We start from the raw sequence: 24,875 nt of genomic DNA, 5'->3' as shown, positions 1-24,875 counted from the left end.
GTTAAAGCCCTAAAAGCTATGGTGGATACGTGGTCTGTCCAGGATCATCAGCCCGTGCTGCTCGCCGTATCGGGGGGCGCAGATTCTATGGCCATGGCCGCGCTGGCGGCTGAAACGCAACGCACCACAGGGATCAGCTTCGGCGCACTCATTGTTGATCACCGCTTGCAGGCCGTTACCGAACAGGTCGCCGTGCAGGCTGCTCGGAGTTGTAAAACAATGGGTTTACAACCCGTGTTGGTTCAAAACCTGACCGTTTCCGCCGGACGTGACGGTATAGAGGCCGCAGCTCGGCAGGCTAGGTACGAAGCGTTTGTTCAGTGCGCTCATGACGTGCAGGCTGCTGGAGTACTCACCGCGCACACCGCGAATGATCAAGCCGAACAGGTGCTTTTAGGGATTGCCCGCGGTTCGGGCTTGCGGTCAATCGCAGGGATTCGCAAACAACGCACTCATGCATTGCCAGGCTACCCGCCCATACGGGTTGGCCGGCCGTTACTGGAACTTACCCGCGAAGACACCGAGCAGATTTGTGCTTGGGCAGGAATCCGGTATTTCAAAGATCCGATGAACTTGGACGAATCGATCGCCAGGATTCGGGTTAGGAACCATTTGCTGCCAACGCTGATGGATGCCACCACCGGCTTGGGGCCGGGCGTGTTTTCCGGTTTGGTCACCACCGCAACCTTGGCTGCTGATGACGCCGAGGTCTTAGAAGACATTGCCCAGAACACGTATCGCGAATTGGTGGTTGCAGAACCTCAGCAACTGAGCTTCCCTTTGAAAGCATTGCAGAGGTTATCACCGGCTATTTTGCGGCGAGTTGTTGCTATTGCAGTACAACATTTTGGGGCACCCCAGCCCAGCTTTGAGCGTTTAGCTGCCATTGAAGAACTCATTACCCCGCCGGTTGGTCGCGCGTCATCGGCCGGGCCGATCCAAGTGGAAGGTCATGTGAGCCTTTACCGGAAAAAAGCCGGTGAAGAATATGCAAAACTATTAGTCATCCCCTCAGACCCGAGGGACTAACCTGACCTCACGAGGAGTGATTATGAAGGCTGAAGACGTTGCAGGCGATTTAGAGTCCGTACTACTGACTCGCGAAGAAATTGATGACATTGTGCAAGACCTGGCAGTACAAATCGATCGCGATTACGAAGGCAAAGACATTCTGCTTGTTGGCGTACTCAAAGGTGCGTTGATGATCATGGCTGACTTGTCTCGTGCACTGCGCTCGAAAGTCACCATTGATTTCATGGCCGTCTCCTCCTACGGGTCAGGAACCAAGTCGTCAGGCGTTGTCCGAATCCTGAAAGACCTTGAAGAAGATCTCATGGGTCGCCACGTGCTCATCGTTGAAGACATTGTCGATTCTGGTTTGACCTTGTCATGGCTGAAGACCAACTTAGAATCGCGCGGCCCTGCCTCAGTGGAGATTGTCACGCTATTCCGTAAGCCGGAGGCCCTGGCGGTTGATATCGATGTGCGATATATCGGCAAGGATATTCCGAATAAATTCGTCGTCGGTTACGGTTTGGACTTCGACCAGAAATATCGCAACCTTGATGTGCTGGCTACGCTGGCCCCTCACGTCTACGCCTAAGTATATGTGGCTCTCCCGGTGATGCCATTGGATGCTACCACCGGGATACACGCATCGGAGAGTTACTCAGCCTCGATGTACATGGTTCCGAACCCAGATTGCTTCTGGGGTCGTTGGATTTATCAGAAATTCCGGAAACTGATCGTCATTGAGTCGAACGAGCACCTCGGACTGATGGATCACCATGTGATGGAAACGGCAGAGCATGACCGCGTTGTCTAATGACGTGCAACCACCGTTTTCCCAGTGTTGAATATGATGCACTTCGCAGTACATATGCGGCATATTGCAACCGGGATAAGCGCATCCACCGTCACGCAGAACCACTCCGCGATGAATATTGACGGGAAATGAACGTTGACTGCGGCCAACATCTAATGGTTCGCTTTTGGAATTGAGCACCGCAGGGATGATGGACGCGTTGCAGGCCATCATGCGCAACTGTGCCCAATCGAGATCCATCGCCTCATAATCGTATAATTCTGGAAACGGTTTTCTGCCCTCGATCAGTGCAGCGATTTCGCGCTGTACATGCACATCATCGGAACCGAAATCCAAATACTTACCAGCTAAATCGGAAAATTGCAGACCAACGGTCACCTCTGGCAGCACGTTCACCAAGCGACCAAGTCCCGGAATGATCACCCCGGAAGGTGTGATATCTTCCGGATGGACGTTTTCATGCTCCGAATTGGATGACGACTGGTCAACGTTATTGGAATGTTGGTTGATCTGGTCTTGGGCATTTCCGGCCGGCAAACTGGTCAGCACGATCCCCGTTTCAAGAATATCCAACAGAAAATGTGACCACCGTTGGGCAGGTGTGCGATTGTCATACAGCATGGGGATCTCGTATTCCTCATCAGCCGCCGTGATGCGTTCCGCACCTGACTTCCTTGAACCGTCGGGGTTCAGATGATCTTCGTCATTGATTCGTGAGATCTCTTTGCGCAGGTTATTGACCTGTCTTCGTAATCGTTCTAAAACGTTGCGATACTGCCATTTTGTAAGCACCCAATCAAGCCGAATATGATTATCACCCAGCGGCGAGACATACCGTAGGCCTTCCTCATACTGGCGCTGTTTGGGAGTCAAGCGGGTACCGGGTTTTGTGAACTGTCGGTTAGTGCATCGCTTGACCCGGTCGGCGAATTTTCGAACCTCATCCGGCCCGGCGTGCAACGCTTTGGCTAAGAGCTCGCCTTCTTTCGTGGCGACTAAACGATCCGCTTGCTCATCGGTGGCACCAGCACGTTTCGACGCGGCTCGAATCGACCGCAGGCGGTCGACGATGTAATTGGCAGAGGCTGGATCGATTTTACCATCGGCCATGGCTCGCTCGATTTTAGGTGCCCGCATTTTGGAAGCCCCCGGTTTTGTGGGATTCGCCGTGGCAATACGCAACCGACGTTCCACTTCCTTATTATCGATGCCGATGAGTCGAGCAATGAAATCTTTGGAATCCTTGAACGGACGCTTACCCTTGTGTGCCAGAGTTGCGCTGCGGGCATCGATGCTTTCGAACCAGCCTTCTAACAGAAATGCTAGGCGGCACTGGAAGTTATAAAATCGACGATGATTTTCCTCGGCGATCCGGCCGACATCTGCCAACGATAGGGCAGCGTCCTGGCCGGTGACGGCACCGCTGAGCTGCTCATCGGTGGTGACCTCAAGCCGGTTGATGATCGCCGATTGCAAAGCTAAAAGCTCGGCGCCGTCCATGGCGTCCAAGGCCTTGCCGTAGAGTTCTTCAACGCGTTGCATATTGGCGTCGTGGAGTTCAAAAAGCCGCTGTGACTCTAACGGCTCCGGCGCAGGCTGGGCGGCGGCGACGTCGTCGTCGGAAATATCCGGTTGCACTGGGACAGGCATACTCATCTGCACACCTCCTTTCATGAACTACTGTGTGACCCATAGTCTGGCCGAATTCGACAGTCCACGGGACCGCGCCTGAGCCAATTGTGGATAACTTGGGTCAGAATGCGGGGTTATCTCCACAGGTGGTCCTTCCACCGATTGCGAAAGGAAAAGAGACGTATGCAATTCATCGTGACGAAAGAGGTAGCTTTAGAAGGGTGAAAGCCAAGAACATCTTTAAAGGGCCGGTCATTTGGATCGTCCTTGCAGTCTTAGCGTTACTGCTCGTCGTGCCGGTGCTGTCGGGCTCGTCGTCGAGCCGTGTCGACACCTCGGTGGGAATCCAGTTATTGGAAGACAACAAGGCAAACCAGGCACTGTTGGACGACAATGACCACCGAGTCGAGCTCACGCTGCAAGAAGACTTTGTCCACGAGGACCGCAATCTGGGCACCCAGGTGCACTTCTTCTACTCGAAGGACCGTGCCGAAACCGTGGTCAACGAGATTGCCGCGGCCGATCTGGACGAATTCTCGGACCAGCCGGTGACCTCAAACTGGTTGCTGTCGATGCTGGGCTTCTTGATCCCGTTCATTATTATTGCCTTGTTATTCTGGTTCTTGCTGTCCCGTATGCAGGGTGGCGGCAGCCAGATGATGAAGTTTGGCAAATCCCAGGCCAAACTGATGTCCAAGGACAACCCACAGGTCACGTTTAAAGATGTTGCCGGTGCTGAAGAAGCGGTTGAAGAGCTTCAGGAAATCAAAGAATTTTTGACCGAACCCGATAAATTCAAGGCCGTGGGCGCCAAGATCCCAACCGGCGTGCTGTTGTATGGGCCGCCCGGAACCGGTAAAACCCTGATCGCCCGAGCGCTCGCGGGTGAAGCAGGTGTGCCGTTCTACACGATTTCGGGTTCGGATTTTGTGGAAATGTTTGTTGGCGTCGGTGCTTCTCGTGTGCGCGACCTGTTCACCGAGGCGAAAAAGAACGCGCCAGCCATTATTTTTGTTGACGAAATTGATGCGGTGGGTCGTCACCGTGGCGCCGGAGTTGGTGGCGGTAATGACGAACGCGAACAAACCTTGAACCAGTTGCTGGTGGAAATGGATGGCTTTGATGAAAATGCCAACGTCATTCTGATCGCGGCAACCAACCGTCCCGATGTGCTGGACCCAGCCCTGCTGCGTCCGGGCCGTTTTGACCGGCAGGTGCCGGTGGAAGCGCCGTCACTGGAGGGGCGCCTGCAGATTTTGAAGGTCCACTCGCGGGGTAAACCGTTAGTTGAAGACATTGACTTATACGGTCTGGCGCAGCGCACCCCCGGTTTTTCGGGGGCGGATCTGGCCAATGTGCTCAACGAAGCAGCACTGTTGACGGCGCGTTCGAATGCGCACCTGATTGATAACCGTGCCATTGACGAAGCGGTTGACCGGGTCATGGCTGGCCCGCAGAAACGTACTCGCTTGATGAACGATCACGAACGCAAGGTCACGGCGTATCACGAAGGTGGTCACGCGCTGGTTGCTGCCGGGTTGAACCACTCGGCACCGGTGACCAAAGTGACGATTCTGCCGCGCGGGCGGGCCCTGGGGTACACGATGGTGGTGCCCGAGGAAGATAAATACTCGGTGACCCGTAATGAGTTGCTCGACCAGTTGGCTTATGCCCTGGGTGGTCGTGTGGCCGAAGAGATTGTCTTCCACGACCCATCCACCGGTGCCTCCAATGACATTAACAAGGCCACTGAGACGGCCAAGAAAATGGTGACCGAATACGGTATGTCTGCGCGGGTCGGGACCGTGAAACTTGGTTCCGGTGACGACGAACCATTCCTTGGTGGGCGCGGCATGGGTGGTGGCCGAGACTACTCGGATGAGCTCGCCTACGTCGTCGATGAGGAAGTTCGTGGTCTGTTGGATAACGCGCACGCTGAGGCCTACTGGGTGCTCAACGAAAACCGCGACATCCTGGACACGCTCGCCGCGCGGCTGCTGGAACACGAAACGCTGAATCGTTTTGAACTGGCTGAATTATTTGCCGATGTGCGCAAGTATAAGCCGCGCGATACCTGGTTATTCCACGAGGATCGTCCGGTCTCGGATATCCCACCGGTGGATATGCCGGCCGGGACGGCCACTGATAACATGTCACATCCGGAGGCTGTCCAGCAGGCTGGTCAGTCGCAGCATAGTCATCAGGCACACACCGAGGGTGCTGTCCCGTATGATGACGGCGCAGAATCTTCTCGCGGCGACCAGGAGTAGCGAAACATGATTGACCAACCTCGAATCGAAGCGGCGGTTCGTGAAATCTTGCTTGCCGTGGGTGAAGACCCCGACCGTGAGGGGCTGGTAGAAACCCCGGCACGGGTGGCCAGGGCCTATGGTGAGTTCTTTGCTGGGCTGCACCGCGATCCGGCCGAAATCTTGGGCACCACATTTGATATTTCGCACGACGAAATGGTGTTAGTCAAAGATATTGAGTTCTACTCGATGTGTGAACACCACCTGGTGCCATTCCACGGTCACGCCCACATCGGCTATATTCCCTCGGTTGAGGGCAAGGTGACGGGGTTGTCGAAACTGGCGCGCCTGGTGGACCTGTATGCACGCCGTCCACAGGTTCAAGAACGCCTGACCACACAAATTGTTGAAGCCCTGGTCGAACATTTAAACCCCCAGGGTGCCATCGTGGTGCTCAGTGCTGAGCACATGTGCATGTCAATGCGCGGTGTGCAAAAGCCGCACGCCAAGACGGTCACCTCGGCGGTGCGTGGCCAACTGCGCGAGTCCTCGACCCGCAATGAGGCGATGAGCCTGATCATGAACGCTGGCGTACACTAAACCCGGGGCCACAATCTTGAAGTACGAATAACAAAACAGGAAGGATTCCCATGTCTATTGGAGCTGTCCCAGGAACCGGTCCGGCCACGGGCCCACTGTCGGTGGTGCGCAAAGCCAGCCGCAAAACCTTTGCGGATTTGCCAACCGACCGCACCCTGGTCATGGGGATCCTCAACGTGACGGATAATTCATTTTCCGACGGCGGAGAGAACTTTGACACGGCCAAGGCGATTGATCATGGGCTGCGCATGCACTATGCCGGGGCCGATATTATCGACGTCGGCGGGGAATCTACGGCCCCGGGTACCCAGGAGGTCTCCCCGGCAGAAGAACAACGCCGTATCATCCCGGTTGTTGAAGCGCTGATTAAAGCCGGCGTCTACGTGTCTGTTGATACCCGCCACACCGACACGGCACGTGCCGCGCTGGAACTGGGCGAAGTGATGATCAACGACGTGTCGGGGCTGAACTACGAACCCGAGATGCCCAAACTTATTGCCGAAACCGGTGCCCGCTATATTGTGATGCACAACCGCGGCAACTCCAAGACCATGGACGGTCTGGCCCACTACGAGGACCTGGTGCGCGAGGTGGTGGCTGAAACCCAGCAGATCATTGACGCGTTCCTGGCAGCCGGGGTCACCAAAGAACAGCTGATTGTTGATCCGGGCCTGGGCTTTTCCAAGGCCGGCGACCAGAACTGGCAGCTACTGAACAACCTGGACGACTTCCAGGGGCTGGGGTACCCGGTGCTCATTGGTGCCTCACGAAAACGCTTTATCGGCTCGATGCTGGCCACCAACGCGGCTAAACCGGTTGAACCCCGCCAACGCGACCACGCCACCGCGGCCATCACCACCCAGGTTGCCGAAGCCGGGGTCTGGGGTGTGCGCGTGCACTCGGTGATCCCAAATCTGGACGCCGTGAAAACTGTGGCAGCCCGCCAGGCGGCAAGCTAACCCATGGCGACTATCAGCCTGACTGGTCTGCGGGCCCGCGGCTACCACGGCGTGCTCACCGCCGAGCGCGTCTCGGGCCAAGTGTTCCTGGTGGACCTGAACCTGGATGTTGACATTGCCGAAGCGGCAGAAACCGACGACGTCGCACACACTGTCAACTACGCCGAAGTTGCCGCCGTCGTGGAAGCCCTGATTACCGGCACACCGGTGAACCTGATTGAAACACTGGCGGTGCGCATTGCCGAGACCGTCCTGGCGGACTTTGCCCGGGTGCGTGCGGTGACCGTGACCGTCAATAAACCGCAGGCCCCGATCCCCTCGGATTTCCAAAACGTTGCGGTTACCGTTACCCGGCAGCGCGACGCCTAGGAACCCCATGTCTGATCTGCCACGCCGCCTGCTGACTGCCCCGGCACAACCGGTGCCGGCAGTGATTGCGTTGGGATCGAATCTGGGCGATTCACAACAGATCCTCGCCGACGCGGTGGCTGCTTTCGGCGGCCACGAACATATTCGTGTCACGAAGGTGTCCCCGCTGGCACAAACCGCGCCCGTTGGGGGAGTGGAACAACCTGATTTCCTCAATCAGGTGCTGCTGGTCGATACCACGTTGGCACCCTGGGCGCTATTGCAGTTTGGTCATGAACTAGAACATGCCGCCGCCCGCGTGCGTGATATTCGCTGGGGTCCGCGCACCCTGGATGTTGATGTGATCGCCTATGACGACGTCGTCTCCGAACACCCAGAGCTCATCTTGCCGCACCCGCGAGCCCACGAGCGCGCCTTTGTGCTCACCCCGTGGTCCTGGGCGGATCCCAATGCCCGCTTGCAGGGGCGACCGGTCGTGGAATTAGCTGCGGCCGCCGACGACGCGGCAACCGTAATACAATTTGAGCCAGAACCACCCCCGGCCTCAGGACGCGACCCAGGAGGACACAACGTATGACATCAATGCGTGTCAGCCGAGTCTTCCTCGTCATCCTTGTTGCCATAGCCCTCGGGTGGCTGGGCGCCCTATACTCGGCGGAATCGGGGTGGCCCACCCCGTCGCTGGGTTACCCCTCGATCATTACCCTTGCCGCGGCCATTGTGCTGGAACTCATCCTGGGCATCCGGGTGCTCCGCGACCGCGAACGGCCGGTTGCTGATCGGATGAACCCGGTGGCCGCGGCCCGCACCCTTGTGCTCGCCCAAGCTGGCACCTATGCTGGGGCAGCAATCGGTGGCTGGCACGTGGGCATCCTGGTGCACCGGCTGCCACAAGCCGGGTTTGGGCCCGCCGTCGTCACCGAATCCATTGCCCAAGTCATCACGGCGTTGATCCTGGTGATCGTAGGTTTTATTGTGGAACAATGGTGCAGGATCCCGCCGGAGGACTCCGATGGCAATGGGAACCACAACCGCAGGCCCCCAAATACCTCGGGCGCCCAACCCACGGTGCGACGGGCCGACCCCGTTGAAAAACCCGAACCATAATTTCCGTTCCCAACAGATTGCCGGCATGTATCACGAACAGCTGCCCTACCGCAGGGTCTCCCCAAAATTGATAGTGCTGCGCCAAATCTACAATGCGCTGGGCTTCGGCATCCCGATCATCGCCGTCATGATCGGGATGAGTATTCTGCACGCCACCACAGAATTTTTCACCCGCTTCGCACTGGCCCCACTGCTCTACGCCGTCCCCGCGGCTCTACTGGTCACCGGCATCGTGTTTGTTTTCATTATTCCCCGCCAGGTGAAAGCCCTGGGCTACCTGGAAAATCGTGACGATTTACTGTTGCGCCGCGGCATCTTATTCCGCCACCAGGTGGCGGTGCCATACGGGCGCATCCAGTACGTGGATATTCGCCAGGGCCCGTTACAACGCGCCTATGGGATCACCCAGATTGTCATCACCACCGCCGGGGGCGGCACCGCGGCAACCTTTGAAGGCCTGCCCCTGGAAGAAGCCGAACGCCTGCGCGACGACCTCACCCAGCGCGGCTACCAGCGGCTGGCAGAATTGGGCGCATCATGACTCACCAGCATCCTGGCGCACCCGATGAACAGTTCGACGACGTCGCACACAACTGGCGACGTGTGCACCCGATTTCGCCGTTTATCCGGTCTTGGTCTGTCCTGCTGATCTTCGTGTATATCATCATGAACTTCTCGGTCCAGGAGCTCCAAGGGGTTATCGAAGCGTTCAGCCTATCCGTGGTCCAGTCGCTGCTCATCCTGCTGGGCGTGGTCGTGGCCATTTTGGTTGTGGCGGCCGGCTTGTACGCGATCTCCTGGCGGTTTTACCAATTCCGGATCACCACCGACGCCGTTCAACTGCACTCCGGGGTCATTTTCCGTCGACGCCGCTATATGCGCCTGGACCGGTTGCAAGCCGTGGATATCGTGCGCCCATTTTTTGCTCGAATCTTTGGGCTGTCGAAACTCTCCCTGCACGCCGCCGACGGGGCCGAAACCACGCTGACCCTGGAATATGTGCGCGAAGCCGAGGCCGAAAACCTGCGCCACGAAATTCTCTACCTGGCCTCTGGCGCCCAAGACGACCCGAAACTCGACCCAACCACGCCCGGGCCAGCCGACGCCAGCGCCCCAAGCCCCGCCGCGCAGGCCCCCGACTACCCCTACACCGACTATCTGGGCCAGTACGTTGAGCACAACCCCCACGGTGTTGCAGAACGTGTGGCCAACCCGCACACCACGCGCACCGGGCAAGCCCCAGGGCAAGTAGATTCGCGAGAACTGCTCACCATCCCCTTTGGGCGGGTCATCGGTGCTGCCCTGCTCACCGGGGCGGCCACCGGGGCATGGACGGCGGTATTCGGCGGTGCGACCACCGGGTTTTTCATCTGGTTGGGCTCACGCAATGATGCCGAACCAATGGCCATCCCGCTGGGCGTGCTGATCCTGTTGATCTTCCTCGGGGTAGCCCTATTCACCACCGCAATCACCGCATTCAACCAGGTCAACACCAACTTCAACTTCACCGCCAAAACGTCCAGTTCGGGGGTGCGCGTCACCTCGGGCATGTTATCGACGTCGTCGCACACCATCCCACCCGGACGCATCCAGGCCATTCAAATCACCCAGCCGCTGGCCTACCGTTACTTCGGGTGGTACCGCATCCAGGTAACCGTCGCCGGCTACGGACTCACCGACACCTCAACCACCGTGCTACCCGTAGGCACCTTTGACGACGTCATTATCATGCTCTCCGTACTCGCCCCGGACCCCGGGGTGGAATACGCCAACGACATGATCTATACGGCGTTGAAAGGTACCGCCGACGACGACGGCTTCACCCGCGTGCCCTCCCGCGCCCGCATCTGGCAGCCGATCGCCGGGCGCCGTCACGGCTATACCACCACACCCACCTTATTGCTCATTCGGTTTGGGCGACTGCGACGCAACCTGGCAATGATCCCGCACGAACGGCTCCAACAATCCTCGATCTACCAAACCCTGTCAGATAAATTATCGGGCACCGTATCCGCCTGGTTTGTCACCCCGCCCGGGCCCGTGCGCACACACCTGCGCAACCAGGAACCCGCCGTGCTGGTGGACCTATTCTTTGCCGAAGCCGAGATCGCGGCCAACGCGCGCCGGATGAGCGATAAGAACCAGTGGATGGCCCCAGACGAACTCGAAACCTTCGAAAAGGCCGCGGCAAAAGCTACCTCGGCACAGGAGGGCGCATGAAAGCCTTCCCAACAGCTGTAGAATTCCGCCCGGTCAGCCCACGCCTGACCACCTACCGGCAGCTGGTAAACATCATCAGTCTGGTCTGTTTTGTTACCCTATTTACGGTTGCCGCACTGATCTTTAATGCTCAGGTCGATCCGAACTTCTGGCACGGCTTGTCCTTTATCCCCGCCGTCTGGACCCTACTGTGGGACCTGGGACTCATGATCGTCACCCCCTACCAGGTGCGTATTCACGGCTGGGCCGAACAACCCGATGACCTGCTGATCCGCGCCGGCGCCGTCTTCCGCAAATACGCGGCAATCCCGTACGGGCGGTTACAGTTCGTGGAAGTCAGCCAGGGACCTCTGCAACGCAAATTCGATCTGGCCAATGTCACCATCACCACCGCCGGTTCCAACACCACCATCTACGGGGTGCCCACCCAACAGGCCACCAGGCTGCGTGACGATCTCACCCAACGCGGCTACGCCCGCCTGGCCGGACTCTAAAACACGTTGTAGAAAGGACCGCACATGAGCGTTGACGAACCCCTGACCACCGGTGCCATCGGCCGACCCAACCGCCTAGGCATCGGCATCATCGGGGCCGGACGCGTCGGCGCCGTCCTGGGACTGGCCCTGCAACAAGCAGGCCACACGATCACCGCCGTGCACGCGGTATCCGAAGCCTCGGTAGCCCGCGCCGAAGCGCTGCTGCCCGATGCTCCCATCCTGGACATCCCCGATATTTTGCGCCGCTCCGAAGCCGTCATTTTTGCGGTGCCCGACGACGTCCTGGAAGAACTCGTCTCAGGGCTTGCTGCCGCCGGACATATTCAAACCGGTCACCTGCTGGTGCACACCTCGGGGCGCTATGGCACCCAGGTGTTGCACTCGGTGCGCGAACACGGCGCCATCCCGGTGGCCATTCACCCGGCCATGACGTTTACCGGCACGTCCCTGGACGTGGACCGGTTACATAACACCGCATTCGGGATTACTGCTGATGCGGTGGTCGCCCCCATCGCCGAGGCGCTGGTGGTGGAAATGGGTGGCATCCCGGTCACCATCCCGGAAGCCGCCCGACCCGTGTATCACGCCGCAATGGCGCACGCCTCGAACCACCTGGTCACCATAACCGCCCAGGCACAAGCAATGCTGACCGCAGCCGGTATTGACCAGGCCCCCAAATTGCTGGGCAATTTGATGTCGGCCAGCTTAGAAAATGCGTTGACCAACGGCGATCAAGCACTCACCGGGCCGGTCTCGCGCGGCGATAGTGGCACGGTGGCCCAGCATCTCGAGTCGCTGAAGACCCTGGAAGATCCCGACCTTTATGAAACCTATCGAGCCATGGCACAAGCCACCGCCCGGCGGGCCCATAGCGCTGGATTTATCACCGCGGCGAAGCTCGAAGAACTGCTAGAACTCTTAGACGCCTAAGGCATCACGTTGACGCCGGGCATCTTCTGCCCAGAAGATATCGGTGGCATCCAAGAGCCTTCATATCGGGTGTTGACCTGTGGGCAGTTCGGTTGCTGCTTCGGGCTAGACTATGTGGCGTGACCGACCAACAAGCCCTCTTGGCAACCACAACCACTGATGTCAAAATCCTGATTGCTGACAAAGTCGCCGAACTCATCGCTGCCGGTAACCCGAACCCGACGGTCGGGTTAGTCCCGACCATGGGCGCATTACATGATGGACACGGTGCGCTCTTTAAGCAGGCGCGAGCCGAAAACGACCTGGTCATCGCCTCGATCTTCGTGAATCCACTGCAATTTGATCAGCCCGAAGATTTCGAACATTATCCGCGCACCCTTGATGCCGATCTGGAACTGGTGACACGTTATGGCGGAGATATCGTGTTTGCCCCGGCCACCGAGCACATGTATCCCGGCTTTCCTGACGCCCCACAAATTCGGGTCTCGGCAGGGCAGATGGGCAGGGTTTTTGAAGGTGCCTCCCGGCCCGGCCACTTCGACGGAGTCTGCACGGTGGTCGCAAAGCTCTGGAATATCCTCATGCCACCGGCCCCGGCGGTTTTCCGCAGCTACTTCGGACAAAAAGATGCCCAACAGTTGGCCATCGTGACTCGTATGGCTCAAGATTTGAATATTGACGTCGAAATTCGCCCGGTGTCACTGGTCCGGGCACCAAGTGGTTTGGCGCTGTCATCGCGCAATGTTCGGTTAGACGACCACGGTATGGAAAAAGCCCTGGGGTTATCGCAGGCCCTCCATTATCTTGCCGATCTGGCAACGCGAGGTGAACGTTTAGATATTTCGGCTGCCAGAGACATCGTTCGAGCCCAAGAAAACGTAGAATTAGACTATTTAGAAATCGTCGATCCGACCACCCTCCAGCCCCTGACCGCACAGCAATTAGCAATGCCTTTAGAGCGAGAAGCACTTGCCTTGGTCGCGGCATGGGTTCCCCCGGTTCGACTCATCGATAATATGTTGTTAGCGCCACAGGCTACCAATTAGATACCGGCACGATCTTTGAAGGAGACGCGTGACAACCACAGCCCCACAACCGACGCAGGATCTATATCGGCACGTGAACGGTGATTGGATGGAAAACAACACCATTCCAGCTGATCGTGGCACCTACGGCGCCTTTATGGAGTTGCACGACCAGTCTGAAATCGCTGTTCATGACATTTTAGAATCAGCTGCCAAAGAGCTGTCCAAGAAGCAGCGCAAGCATTCATTTCATGCTGGACACTCGGATGAGGGTGCCAAACTTCGTATCGGTGCGCTCTTTACGGCGATGATGGATGAAAAGACCATTGAGGCACTGGGTGTCACCCCGTTGTGGGAGACGCTGGATAAAATCTCTGAAATTGAAACTCCCCAAGAGTTTTTGAAACTCACCGGCAAATTGCAACGCAAAGGCATTGTGGGCGGTCCGGTTGGAGTCGGCGCGATGCCAGACGCCGGAAATCCGGATCGAGTGCTGTTGCATTTGATCCAAAGCGGTCTGGGTTTGCCTGACGAATCGTATTATCGTGAGGAAAAACACGCCCACGTCGTGGACGCCTACCGTACCTATGTTGAAAAACTGTTTTTGCTTTCTGGTATTGCACCAACCGAAAAGCGTGCACACAAGATGGCAAAACGTGTGTTGGAACTGGAAACCAAGATAGCCGAGCAGCACTGGGACATCGTCAAAGTCCGGGATGCGGTCAAACGCTATAACCTGTTTACCCGTAAAGAGTTGCTGAAGAAATTCCCATCGGTCATCCACTGGCTGAAGGGCATGAAAATGGCACCCGGTCAGAAACACGATAACCGTTCGGAAGAAATCGTGGTGTGGCAGCCAGACTTTTTCACCGGATTCGAAGAACTCTTGCAATCGGAACCGACAAAATCCTGGCGCACCTGGTTGAAACTGCACTTGCTGTCTTCCCACGCCCCTTACCTGTCGAAGGACTTTGTCGAAGCTGATTTCGAATTCAACAAGGTTCTCACCGGAACCGAAGAACTCCGCCCTCGCTGGAAACGCGCAGTGGCTTTGGTGAATTCCACCCTGGGTGAAGACGTCGGTCGTCTCTATGTTGCCCGGCACTACACCGAATCCCACCGGGAACATATGGATGAACTGGTTGATGCTTTGCAGCAGGCTTACCGTCAGTCCATTTCTGAACTGCCGTGGATGAGTAAGAAAACCCGCAAGAAAGCACTCGAGAAACTCTCGAAGTTCAATCCGATGGTTGGTTATCCGGTCAAATGGCATGATTATTCAGATATCAAGATGAATGCCACTGACCTGATTGGCACTTTGGACCGTATCTCCGAACACGAGTTTGAAGACAACCTCTCCAAGATTGAAGACGGTCCAGACCCAGAAGAGTGGCACATGAGCCCTCAGACGGTCAACGCCTACTACTCACCATTGGAAAACGCGATTGTGTTCCCGGCTGCCATTCTGCAGCCACCATTCTTCTCGCCTGAGGCTACTCCGGCGCAGAACTTTGGTGGCATTGGTGCGGTCATTGGTCACGAAATTGGTCACGGTTTTGATGACCAAGGATCCCAGTATGACGGCGATGGTGCGCTGAATAACTGGTGGACGGATGAAGACCGTGAAGCGTTTACCGAACGCACCCGGTCATTGGTTGACCAGTACAAAGTTTTGGCCCCCTCGGAGGCACCCGAGCACAGCGTCAATGGCGAACTCACCCTGGGTGAGAACATTGGGGATCTTGGAGGCCTTGGCATCAGCCATAAAGCCCTGTATCTCTATCTGGAACAGAATCCAGAAGCTGTCAAGGCTCAAGGACTGGACCCCAAGGATCCCGAAGATCGCAAGACCATTGACCGGCAGTTCTTCGAATCCTGGGCTTCCGTTTGGCGCCAGCTGATTCGTCCCGAGGCTGCCATCACCCGCGTCTCGACCGACCCTCACTCGCCAAATGAGTTCCGGGCCAACCAGGTCGTCAAAAACCTCGATGCCTTCCACGAAGCCTACGAAACCGAACCCGGTGATTCTATGTGGCTTGATCCAAAGGAACGCGTCACCATTTGGTAAATCTCATGCAGCATGATTGATCTTGGGGCCGGTCCACCATGACCGGCCCCAAGGCTTTCATGCGACAGCTTCGGTGTCAGCCTGCTGGGTGACCACATAACTGTTGTGTACCAGTGCACCAACGATGACACCGAACACCATGCCAAGAGCCGCCAGACCCATGACGCCGATCCCATCCCAGTCGACGCGTGGCACAATCATCCCAACCGGCACGATCACCAGCATCAGCGTCGTCACAGCACGCTGATTAACACATGAGCCCCGTTGATTGCGATGTAAAAGCATCCCAAACCCGACCATCGGTATGAGGAATATCGCCGCCCATCCGATCTGTGCTGGTAGTTCCAATAAACCCATGGTCATTAGGGCGATCGCACAAGTCACGCTGAGACTCACCACTGGAAATATGGTCGAATTCCACACTGTCTGAACTGTCATCGACCTCCTCTATCAATCCTAAAATTCTGCCATTGCCTTATCCCGACATCTCCACCGTAGGCCAGGTGCAAGCTTTGCGACATCACCGATTATGCGATTGTGGATAACTCGGTGGCAGAATCCCAGAGGAGCTCACCGGCGCACAGCATATTCGCGGATCGTCATTGTGCCAGTCGAGGATCGGAAACTGGTTCGAGGCTATCTCGAGGCGTAATTGTGACTGAACGGTAGACGTCGGGCATGCTGCGTGCAATGATGCAACCATGAGCTTTGATCCATATCAACGGTTACCAAAACTGCACGACATGACCCTGACGAGTCAGGACTTCACCGACGGCGGCCGGTTGCCGAACCGATCGGTCATAGAAGAACTCGGTGGCAAAGACGAACTGCCCCAGCTGAGCTGGTCCAATATTCCCGAAGGGACCAAGACTTTTGCCCTGACCTGCCTGGACCCAGATGCTCCCACGGGTTCCGGGTTCTGGCATATGTCCGCGTTCAATATCCCCGCCTCGGTGACCTCGATTCCCGGTGGTGCCGTCCGCTGGGACACCATCGACTGGCAGGCCTTCGGGGTTACTGGTCAGGGCCAGGGCCCGATTTTTGTGGGTAACTCGCGCAACGTGGCTGGTTTTACCGGTTCCCGTCCGCCGGTTGGTCACGGGGATCACCGGTATATGTTTGTCGTCCACGCGGTGGATACTGAGATCGCGCTGGGCCCCGATGCCACACCAGAACAGGTGGGTATGAACTTGTTTCATCATGCGATCGGCCGGGGTCGCATCACCGGTATATTCGGACGCTAACCTGCCAAAAGGACGGCGCCTAAGTACCGGGAAGGAGCGGATGGTCTGGTCGTATTGGGTAGTGCATTGATTTCCCATTCGCTTGAGCAGCTCCCGTGGCTTGGCTACATCAAGGCCCTACCAACGGGCGGCTGAAGTGCACGCTCCGGTCTTGGGCCTTTGCCTGGGTGCAGCATCAGGAAGCACCGCTATCGAACAGAACGCAATCGACCCGCAAGCTCGGCACAGGGTGCCAGCTTGCGGGTCGATTGCTTTAGACCGTGACTTTTCGGCTTAGGCGTCGATGGTCTGGCGGTTCTGGGTGCGTGTTTCGGCCAGAATGTCGGTGATGACGCTCAGGCCTTCTTTGAGGAGGTCTTCGCCAATGACAACCGGTGGCAGGAAGCGCAGGACGTTGCCGTAGGTTCCGGCGGTCAGGGTGATGACCCCTTGTTTGCGTGCGGCGACGGCGACTTCGTTGACCAGGTCGGCCAGTGGGGCCTTGGTCTCTGGGTCGACGAATTCAACGGCCATCATGGCACCGCGGCCACGGATGTCTCCGATGCGGGCGTCGTCCTGCTGGGCCGCAGCGAAGTGTTCGGTGATGATTTCTTGGATCCGTAGAGCTTTTGCGGTCAGGTTTTCTTCTTCCATCACGGCAATCGATGCCAGACCGGCTGCCACGGCAACGGGGTTCCCGCCGTAGGTGCCGCCCAGGCCACCGGCGTGCACGGAATCCATGAGTTCGGCGCGCCCGGTCACAGCAGACAGCGGCATACCACCGGCAATACCTTTGGCCATGGTGATTAGGTCGGGCTCGATACCCTGGGTTTCGGAGGCGAACCAGGCGCCGGTACGAACAAAACCGGTCTGGACTTCATCGGCAATGAACAGCACGCCGTTGGCGTGGCACCATTCAATGACTTTGGCCAGGAAACCTTCGGCGGGCTCGATGAAGCCACCTTCACCCTGAATGGGCTCCATAATCACGGCGGCCAGGTTGTTCGCGCCGATCTGGATTTCCAGTGCTTCGATGGTGCGTGCTGCGGCCTCTTCGCCGGTCAGACCGTCACGGAATGGGTAGGAGCCGGGCACTCGGTACAGTTCGGAAGCAAATGGTCCGAAGGAATCCTTATACGGCATGTTTTTGGCGGTCAAGCCCATGGTCAAGGTGGTACGACCGTGGTAGGCGTTATCGAATGCGGCAATGGCCTGTTTGCCGGTGTAAGCGCGGGCCACTTTGACGGCGTTCTCAACGGCTTCGGCGCCCGAGTTCAACAGCACGGTGCGGGTCTGACCGGAGATTGGGACGATTTCGTCGAGCTTCTGGGCCAGCTGGGCATAGGACTCATAGGGGGTGACCATAAAGCAGGTGTGGGTGAAGTTCTCCACCTGTGCTTTGACGGCTTCGACAACTTTTGGATGTGAAGCACCCACGGTGGTCACCGCAATACCGGAGCCTAGATCAATCAGCCGGTTGCCGTCGACGTCTTCAACAATGCCGCCCTCGGCGCGGGTTACAAATGCCGGGGTTGAGGGGCTGACAGCCTTGGGAACGTAGGTTTCCAGGTGTTCACGCAGCTGGCGGGCTTTGGGTCCGGGCAGTTCGGTGAGGAGTTTGCGAGACTGTTCCAGTGGTTCACGCGTCATAACGGAGTCCTTTGGGGATTCAAATACGAATAGGGATCAGTATCATTATCGAACATCCCGGCTATGTTCGGCCAATAGATTCTCGTCATTGTGGGTATGCTTAACCGTTATGGATGAACGGTTGCTCACGGCGTTTTTGACCGTGGCGGAAACACAGAATGTGTCGGTGGCTGCCGGCCAGTTGAATATTACCCAACCGGCCCTGTCTCGGCAGTTACAAAAACTGCAGCGCCACCTGAAAGTTGACCTGCTGCAATCGCACCATTCGGGTGTCGCATTGACTGCCGCCGGGGAGGAATTCCTGCCGGTGGCTCAACAAGTTGTCAACGAAATCCGCAAAGCCGAAGCATTTGCTCGCATGTTGGCCACCGGGCGTTTCTCCGAAATCACTTTCGCAGCACCCGGTACCACCCTGATCGACATTGTGATCCCGTTTGTGGCAACTCTGGATTCCTCCGAGTTGCATTCCCACGTGATTGAAACCCCACTGGCGGCGTCGTTGGAACAAGCCGTCAACACCGCGGATCTGGTGATCATGCCCTCGGCGCCGCCCAAGGAATTCGCCTCCATCGCACTGGTTGAATTACCGGTGTGGGCCTATGTTGCCCCGGGGCATCCGTGGGCTGAGCGAGATGAGATTGCCCTGGAAGAACTTGTCGAAGACCGGGTGGTCGTGACGACCACGGACTTTATGTCCCGTCGCGTGCTGGATGGTGCCGTCGACGTCGCCGGGTTGACGGTGCCACAGATTGTCGAAACGAAATCCGGCCGGGTTGCCCAGGCGCTGGTGGCGGCCGGCAATGGGGTGGCGGTTGTCACCGAGGACGCCTATTTTGGGCTCAAACCGGCCAAGATTGTGTCGAATGGCAAGATTTTATCGGTGTGGTTGCACGCCGGATGGCGGGCTGATCATTACGCCTACGACGACGTCCAAGCACTCGCCGCGCGCCTGGCCAGATTTGCCCAGGCCCGGTATCCGGGACTCACCCCGGGGCCGATCGATCCCAGCGCAGGTTTGCCACGGTGAGCCAGGGGCGATTAAAGGGCCAAAACCGGACATAACGACGTCGTCGTCGGCCTCTGGGGGCTAGACTGTAGGGCGTGAATACGACCAACACCTCTGAAACGAAGACCACCGTTGACGCCGTTGAGAACACGCGAGATCAACGAAAGGTCCGCCAGGCCAAACGCCAAGAGCTGCTTGACGCGGGCCAACAGGCCTATCCGGTTGCTGTAGAGCGCACCCATACGCTGGCTCAGATTCGCAATAAGTACCCGGATTTAGCCCCCGGTGCGGAAACCGGCGAGATGGTTTCGGTGGCTGGACGCGTCGTATTCCAACGCAACACCGGAAAGCTGTGCTTTGCCACACTGCAGGAAGGCGGCGAGACCGGTGAACATCCGCGCCTGCAGATCATGTTGTCACAGGCCAAGGTCGGTAAGGAATCGCTGGATGCTTATAAGCATCTGGTGGATTTAGGCGACCATATTGCGATCACCGGTGAGGTTATTACTTCCAAGCGCGGTGAATTGTCGATTATGGCTGACACCTGGACCATGGCTTCTAAGGCGCTGCGCCCACTGCCGGTATTGCACGCCGATCTGGCCGATGAGACCCGGGTGCGTCAGCGCTATGCGGATCTGATCGTGCGTCAAGAGGCCGCCGAAATGGTGCACAAACGTGCCGGAGTTGTCCGTGCGATTCGACGCACCCTGGAAGATCAGGGCTTTATTGAGGTTGAGACCCCGATTCTGCAGTTGATTCACGGTGGCGCCCAGGCTCGACCATTTGAAACGCACCTGAATGCATTTGATCAGAAGATGACCCTGCGCATTGCCACCGAGCTGTTTTTGAAGCGCGCTGTGGTAGGCGGTATCGATAAAGTTTTTGAAATCGGTAGGGTCTTCCGGAATGAGGGTGTGGACTCAACGCACTCGCCAGAATTTACGATGCTGGAAGCCTATGAGGCGTATTCGGATATGTATGGCATGGCCGAACGCATTCGCGAAATCATTCTGGCTGCCGCCAAATCCGCCGGTGTTGAAAGCGAACTGATCACCCCAGAGGGCAAGACCATTGTGCTGGATGGGCAGTGGGCTTGGAAAGAATTCTATCCGGCCGTTTCAGAGGCTGTTGGCCAAGAGGTTACCCCGGATACCAGCGCACAGGACCTGTTAGCACTGGCCAAGGCCAATAACCTTGATATCGACCCTGCCAAACATCACAACGCTGGGGAACTGGCGCTGGAACTGTTTGATGAACTGGTTGAGCCAAACTTGGTGCAACCAACCTTTATCTACCACTACCCGCAAGCTGCCCAGCCGCTGGCTCGCCCACACCGTGATGACTCACGTATGGTTGAGGCCTGGGATTTGATTATTGATGGCTTTGAAGTTGGCACCGCATTCTCCGAACTGGTGGACCCGGTTATCCAACGTGAACGTCTGACCTCTCAGTCCGAGGCTGCAGCTGCTGGCGATGAAGAAGCCATGCAGTTAGACCACGACTTCCTGCGCGCACTAGAATATGGTGCCCCACCAACCGGTGGCCTAGGTATGGGCGTGGACCGGTTGGTCATGCTGTTGACGGGAGCTGGAATTCGTGAAACTATTTTGTTCCCGCTGCTGAAGCCAGAAGGCGACGACTAAGGAGACACCGTGGACGTATTCATGGATTACTTCGAAGTCCTGGCCCCATCATTTGGGCTGTTCTTCATCTTCTGGTTGGTCATGCGCTCGCTATTCCGCGGTGATTCGGGCGAGCGTGATGCACGCCGCGACGCCGAAGAACGTGAAGCCCAAGCCTGGGCCGAAGCGCAGAAAGCCCAGCAGCGTGGTGATGACGTCGACGGGGTCATTGAAAAGCTTTAACTGTCGGAATAACGCGGCGCCAAACCTGGTTATCCTAGACCCCACCAATTACGTTTGTCTGAAAGGATACGGTTTGTGCAAATTTACCCCTGAGTCGACTAGACTCAGCTTTGGGAAAAGATGGCACATTTCCTTCGCCCAGCAGTGAACAGCAGTCTCAATACAATTTATAACTCAGTACGATCAGACCTATAGCCAGCAAGGAGCGTGCCTATGTTTGAAAGATTTACCGATCGGGCCCGACGAGTCGTAGTGCTTGCGCAGGAAGAAGCGCGCATGCTCAACCACTCGTACATCGGTACCGAGCACATCCTGCTCGGGCTGATCCACGAAGGTGATGGCGTTGCAGCCAAAGCCCTACAATCCCTTGATGTTTCTCTGGGCGCAGTGCGCGAACAGGTTCGAGAAATCATCGGCCAGGGTCAACAAGCCCCATCCGGCCACATACCATTTACCCCGCGTGCCAAAAAAGTTTTAGAACTATCGCTGCGTGAAGCACTGCAGCTGGGTCACAACTACATTGGCACCGAGCACATCCTGCTGGGTCTGATTCGTGAAGGCGAAGGCGTTGCCGCCCAGGTTCTGGTCCAACTAGGTGCTGACCTGAACCGTGTTCGCCAGACTGTTATCCAACTACTGTCCGGCTACCAGGGCTCCGGCGAGTCAGAAGGCAAAGAAACCGCCGGCGTCTCAGGGTCCGGACAAAGCCAGGGCCAGCCAGCCGGTTCGGTCGTGCTGGACCAGTTTGGTCGCAACCTGACTGCTGCGGCACGTGAATCCAAACTAGATCCGGTTATTGGCCGTTCCGATGAAATGGAACGCGTCATGCAGGTGCTTTCCCGTCGCACCAAAAATAACCCGGTGCTGATCGGTGAGCCAGGTGTTGGTAAAACCGCCGTCGTCGAAGGTCTGGCACAGGCCATTGTGCGCAATGACGTCCCAGAGACGCTAAAAGACAAGCAGCTCTACACCCTGGATCTGGGTTCGCTGGTTGCAGGTTCCCGTTACCGTGGTGACTTCGAAGAACGCCTGAAAAAAGTACTCAAAGAAATCCGCACCCGCGGTGACATTATCCTGTTCATTGACGAGATCCACACCCTGGTTGGTGCCGGTGCCGCAGAAGGTGCCATTGATGCCGCCTCGATTCTCAAACCAATGCTGGCTCGTGGTGAACTGCAAACCATTGGTGCAACCACCCTGGACGAATACCGCAAGCACATTGAAAAAGATGCGGCCCTGGAACGTCGTTTCCAACCAATTCAGGTCGATGAACCGTCAGTTGAAGACACCGTAGAAATTCTGCGCGGTCTGCGTGACCGATACGAGGCACACCACCGTGTGTCGATCACCGACGAAGCCCTACAGGCAGCAGCCACCATGGCTGACCGCTACATTTCGGATCGTTTCCTCCCGGATAAGGCTGTTGACCTCATTGATGAGGCTGGTGCTCGGTTGCGCATCCAGCGCATGTCGACCCCGCCTGAGATCAAAGAATACGATGCCCGCATCGAACAGGTTCGTCAGGAGAAAGAGGCCGCCATTGACGGCCAAGACTTCGAAGGTGCCGCCTCACTGCGCGATAAAGAGCAGCAACTCCAAGACGAGCGCAATACCAAGGAACGCCAATGGCGCGAAGAAGCAGCCACCGGCATTGCTGAGGTTGACGAAGATCTGATCGCCGAAGTGCTGTCTAAGTCCACCGGTATTCCAGTCTTCCGCCTGTCGGAGACCGAAGCCGAGCGGCTGCGCAATATGGAAGACGAACTGCACCGTCGCGTTATTGGTCAGGACGAGGCCGTCAAGTCCTTATCGCGTGCGATCCGTCGTACCCGTGCAGGCCTGAAGGATCCAAACCGTCCAACCGGTTCGTTCATCTTCGCCGGCCCCACCGGTGTTGGGAAGACCGAATTGGCTAAGACTTTGGCTGAATTCCTCTTCGGTGACGAAGAAGCCCTGATCACCCTGGACATGTCAGAATTCCAGGAAAAACACACCGTCTCGCGGCTCTTCGGTGCCCCTCCGGGTTATGTTGGCTACGAAGAAGGTGGCCAGCTGACCGAACGGGTTCGTCGTCGGCCATTCTCCGTTGTGCTGTTTGACGAAGTTGAAAAAGCCCACCAGGACCTGTTCAACTCGCTGCTGCAGATTCTGGAAGAAGGCCGTTTGACCGACTCGCAGGGTCGCGTCGTGGACTTCAAGAACACCGTGATCATTATGACCACCAACCTGGGTACCCGCGATATCTCGCGTGGCGTGCAGACCGGTTTCCAATCGATCTCAGACACCCAGACCGGTTATGAGCGCATGAAGGCTACCGTTCAGGAAGAACTACGTCAGCACTTCCGTCCGGAGTTCCTCAACCGTGTGGACGACGTCATCGTCTTCCCACAGCTCACCAAAGACGAGATCGTGGAGATTGTCGACCTATTTGTGGCCTCCCTGCAGGATCGTTTGACCGAACAGAACCTGAGCATCGAACTCAACGATGCCGCTAAGGAACTGTTGGCCACTCGCGGTTACGACCCATCCATGGGTGCCCGCCCGCTGCGCCGTACCGTGCAAGACATGCTCGAAGACAAACTGTCTGAGAAACTGCTCTACGGTGAAATCCCAGCGCACTCACACATCGCGGTGACCACCTCGGGTGAGGGCAAGGACGCCATCTTGGAATTCGAGATCATCAAGAAAACCGAATCCATCGAAGCCCCACCAGAACGTGAGGCCATCGAAGCAGGAAGCGACAGCTAACCGCATACAATAACCGATAAGCGCCGGCATCCTCTTATAAGCAGGGTGCCGGCGCTTATCGTCTGTGCCAAGAGTCTTAGGACGCCGCACTACGGGTCCGAGCCCCGACTACACTGTGTGGGCCACCATTTCGAGGATGTGGTCGGCGAGTTCGGCAGGACGTTCAAATACGACGGCGTGGCCTGCGTCGATGGTGACAAACTCAGCATCAGCAATTGCTTCGGCAAGTTGTAGCTGATGGCGGATCGGCACCATGATGTCCTGTTGGCAACCAACCACCAGGGTGTGAGCTGAGATACGACCCAGCACCCCGGCGATGCTAATGCGACGGTTGAGCTCCATCTGCTTGGCATCAAAGGCGGTTGTGGACTGCATATTGGCTACGATGCCCTCTACCTGCTCATCCGATATGGAGGCAAGGTAGGTGCCGCTGAACGCTGCCAGTACTTTAAACTGTGCCAATGCTTCAGGATCTGTTTCGGCAAGACGTGTCGACAACTGGTTTCGCAGTAGCTGCTGGTTATCGGTTTTCACCCACCCGGAAATAAGCACCAGGTTGCTGATCAGCTGCGGCTGTTGTGCGGCAACCAAAGATGCAATGACCGCCCCGAGTGAGTAACCGACCAGGGTGATCCGATGCTCATGCAGACGTAATTGGTCAATAACACCAAGAACCTGATCCACCAGTTGTTGGGTCTCCAAGGTTTCAGTGTCTGGATCGGTCCAATCCACCCCAACGACGCGATGGTACTGAGCTAACATCGGATACAGGTGAGTGTAGTGCGTGTCGGTGGTTCCGCCGGTGCCGTGGACCAAGACGATCACCTCGTTGCTGCCATAGTCGTCTTGGGAATCAACAAAACTGACTTCGAGGAATTCTGTGGTGTCGGTGGCCATGGTCC

Annotated in this window: 23 protein-coding genes; 19 read left to right on the top strand and 4 right to left on the bottom strand. The window is 57.1% G+C overall.

Annotation, left to right across the window (positions count from 1 at the left end):
- The first annotated feature begins 18 nt into the window (after positions 1-18).
- Both tilS and hpt read left to right on the top strand, forming a co-directional pair.
- On the top strand, positions 19-1,029 hold the full coding sequence (tilS, locus tag K8V32_RS11125; protein WP_303907286.1) for a tRNA lysidine(34) synthetase TilS: 1,011 nt from the start codon (positions 19-21) through the stop codon (positions 1,027-1,029).
- Between the two features lie 22 nt (positions 1,030-1,051).
- A complete protein-coding gene (gene hpt, locus K8V32_RS11120; RefSeq protein WP_303907283.1) occupies positions 1,052-1,603 on the top strand; it encodes a hypoxanthine phosphoribosyltransferase in 552 nt (183 codons plus the stop codon).
- 66 nt (positions 1,604-1,669) lie between these two features.
- Here the strand turns inward: hpt and K8V32_RS11115 are convergent, their stop codons facing one another.
- Positions 1,670-3,481 (bottom strand): HNH endonuclease signature motif containing protein, encoded by a 1,812-nt coding sequence (locus K8V32_RS11115; RefSeq protein ID WP_303907280.1) that lies wholly within the window; start codon positions 3,479-3,481, stop codon positions 1,670-1,672.
- A 197-nt stretch (positions 3,482-3,678) separates the two neighbouring features.
- Here K8V32_RS11115 and ftsH point away from each other — a divergent pair, with 197 nt between their 5' ends.
- The 12 genes from ftsH to K8V32_RS11055 all read left to right on the top strand — a co-directional run bounded on the left by ftsH (position 3,679) and on the right by K8V32_RS11055 (position 15,481).
- A complete protein-coding gene (gene ftsH, locus K8V32_RS11110; protein ID WP_303907277.1) occupies positions 3,679-5,727 on the top strand; it encodes an ATP-dependent zinc metalloprotease FtsH in 2,049 nt (682 codons plus the stop codon).
- A 6-nt stretch (positions 5,728-5,733) separates the two neighbouring features.
- On the top strand, positions 5,734-6,306 hold the full coding sequence (gene folE / locus K8V32_RS11105) for a GTP cyclohydrolase I FolE (protein WP_303907274.1): 573 nt from the start codon (positions 5,734-5,736) through the stop codon (positions 6,304-6,306).
- 50 nt (positions 6,307-6,356) lie between these two features.
- Positions 6,357-7,265: a dihydropteroate synthase gene (folP, locus tag K8V32_RS11100; RefSeq protein WP_303907271.1), complete on the top strand. Its 909-nt coding sequence runs from the start codon at positions 6,357-6,359 to the stop codon at positions 7,263-7,265.
- Positions 7,266-7,268: 3 nt separating this feature from the next.
- Positions 7,269-7,634 carry a dihydroneopterin aldolase gene (folB, locus tag K8V32_RS11095; RefSeq protein WP_303907268.1) on the top strand — a complete coding sequence of 122 codons (366 nt, stop codon included), beginning with the start codon at positions 7,269-7,271 and terminating at the stop codon, positions 7,632-7,634.
- Between the two features lie 7 nt (positions 7,635-7,641).
- Entirely contained in the window at positions 7,642-8,211 is a 570-nt protein-coding gene (gene folK / locus K8V32_RS11090) for a 2-amino-4-hydroxy-6-hydroxymethyldihydropteridine diphosphokinase (protein ID WP_303907265.1), read from the top strand.
- Positions 8,208-8,741 carry a DUF3180 domain-containing protein gene (locus tag K8V32_RS11085; protein WP_303907262.1) on the top strand — a complete coding sequence of 178 codons (534 nt, stop codon included), beginning with the start codon at positions 8,208-8,210 and terminating at the stop codon, positions 8,739-8,741. Before folK ends, K8V32_RS11085 begins: the two co-directional genes overlap by 4 nt.
- A complete protein-coding gene (locus tag K8V32_RS11080) occupies positions 8,653-9,282 on the top strand; it encodes a PH domain-containing protein (RefSeq protein ID WP_303907259.1) in 630 nt (209 codons plus the stop codon). The genes K8V32_RS11085 and K8V32_RS11080 overlap by 89 nt, the downstream gene beginning before the upstream one ends.
- Complete coding sequence (locus K8V32_RS11075) at positions 9,279-10,961, top strand: PH domain-containing protein (RefSeq protein ID WP_303907256.1); 1,683 nt, start codon at positions 9,279-9,281, stop codon at positions 10,959-10,961. Before K8V32_RS11080 ends, K8V32_RS11075 begins: the two co-directional genes overlap by 4 nt.
- A complete protein-coding gene (locus K8V32_RS11070) occupies positions 10,958-11,455 on the top strand; it encodes a PH domain-containing protein (protein ID WP_303907253.1) in 498 nt (165 codons plus the stop codon). The genes K8V32_RS11075 and K8V32_RS11070 overlap by 4 nt, the downstream gene beginning before the upstream one ends.
- Positions 11,456-11,479: 24 nt before the next feature.
- Entirely contained in the window at positions 11,480-12,388 is a 909-nt protein-coding gene (locus K8V32_RS11065) for a Rossmann-like and DUF2520 domain-containing protein (RefSeq protein WP_303907250.1), read from the top strand.
- Between the two features lie 119 nt (positions 12,389-12,507).
- A complete protein-coding gene (panC, locus tag K8V32_RS11060) occupies positions 12,508-13,434 on the top strand; it encodes a pantoate--beta-alanine ligase (protein ID WP_303907248.1) in 927 nt (308 codons plus the stop codon).
- 28 nt (positions 13,435-13,462) lie between these two features.
- Complete coding sequence (locus K8V32_RS11055) at positions 13,463-15,481, top strand: M13 family metallopeptidase (RefSeq protein WP_303907245.1); 2,019 nt, start codon at positions 13,463-13,465, stop codon at positions 15,479-15,481.
- 57 nt (positions 15,482-15,538) lie between these two features.
- Here the strand turns inward: K8V32_RS11055 and K8V32_RS11050 are convergent, their stop codons facing one another.
- On the bottom strand, positions 15,539-15,919 hold the full coding sequence (locus tag K8V32_RS11050; protein ID WP_303907242.1) for a hypothetical protein: 381 nt from the start codon (positions 15,917-15,919) through the stop codon (positions 15,539-15,541).
- Positions 15,920-16,182: 263 nt separating this feature from the next.
- On the opposite strand from K8V32_RS11050, the gene K8V32_RS11045 reads away from it, so the two are divergent.
- Positions 16,183-16,725 (top strand): YbhB/YbcL family Raf kinase inhibitor-like protein, encoded by a 543-nt coding sequence (locus K8V32_RS11045; RefSeq protein WP_303907239.1) that lies wholly within the window; start codon positions 16,183-16,185, stop codon positions 16,723-16,725.
- Positions 16,726-16,998: 273 nt separating this feature from the next.
- On the opposite strand, the gene gabT is transcribed toward K8V32_RS11045, so the two are convergent.
- Positions 16,999-18,354, bottom strand: a complete 1,356-nt coding sequence (gabT, locus tag K8V32_RS11040) for a 4-aminobutyrate--2-oxoglutarate transaminase (RefSeq protein ID WP_303907236.1) — start codon at positions 18,352-18,354, stop codon at positions 16,999-17,001.
- Positions 18,355-18,463: 109 nt separating this feature from the next.
- On the opposite strand from gabT, the gene K8V32_RS11035 reads away from it, so the two are divergent.
- The 4 genes from K8V32_RS11035 (at position 18,464) to K8V32_RS11020 (ending at position 23,973) form a co-directional block, all read left to right on the top strand.
- Positions 18,464-19,381: a LysR family transcriptional regulator gene (locus tag K8V32_RS11035; RefSeq protein ID WP_303907233.1), complete on the top strand. Its 918-nt coding sequence runs from the start codon at positions 18,464-18,466 to the stop codon at positions 19,379-19,381.
- A gap of 74 nt (positions 19,382-19,455) precedes the next feature.
- Positions 19,456-21,003, top strand: coding sequence for a lysine--tRNA ligase (gene lysS / locus K8V32_RS11030; protein WP_303907230.1), 1,548 nt, complete (start codon positions 19,456-19,458; stop codon positions 21,001-21,003).
- 9 nt (positions 21,004-21,012) lie between these two features.
- Complete coding sequence (locus K8V32_RS11025) at positions 21,013-21,225, top strand: hypothetical protein (protein ID WP_303907227.1); 213 nt, start codon at positions 21,013-21,015, stop codon at positions 21,223-21,225.
- A 213-nt stretch (positions 21,226-21,438) separates the two neighbouring features.
- Complete coding sequence (locus K8V32_RS11020) at positions 21,439-23,973, top strand: ATP-dependent Clp protease ATP-binding subunit (protein ID WP_303907224.1); 2,535 nt, start codon at positions 21,439-21,441, stop codon at positions 23,971-23,973.
- Positions 23,974-24,081: 108 nt separating this feature from the next.
- Here the strand turns inward: K8V32_RS11020 and K8V32_RS11015 are convergent, their stop codons facing one another.
- Positions 24,082-24,870, bottom strand: a complete 789-nt coding sequence (locus K8V32_RS11015) for an alpha/beta fold hydrolase (RefSeq protein WP_303907221.1) — start codon at positions 24,868-24,870, stop codon at positions 24,082-24,084.
- Positions 24,871-24,875 lie beyond the last annotated feature (5 nt).

The sequence above is a fragment of the Enteractinococcus helveticum genome (genome assembly GCF_020742345.1).
Taxonomy (GTDB): Bacteria; Actinomycetota; Actinomycetes; order Actinomycetales; family Micrococcaceae; genus Yaniella; species Yaniella helvetica_A.
Note: the sequence above shows the minus strand (reverse complement) of the source record. Positions and strands in the feature narration are given on the sequence as shown.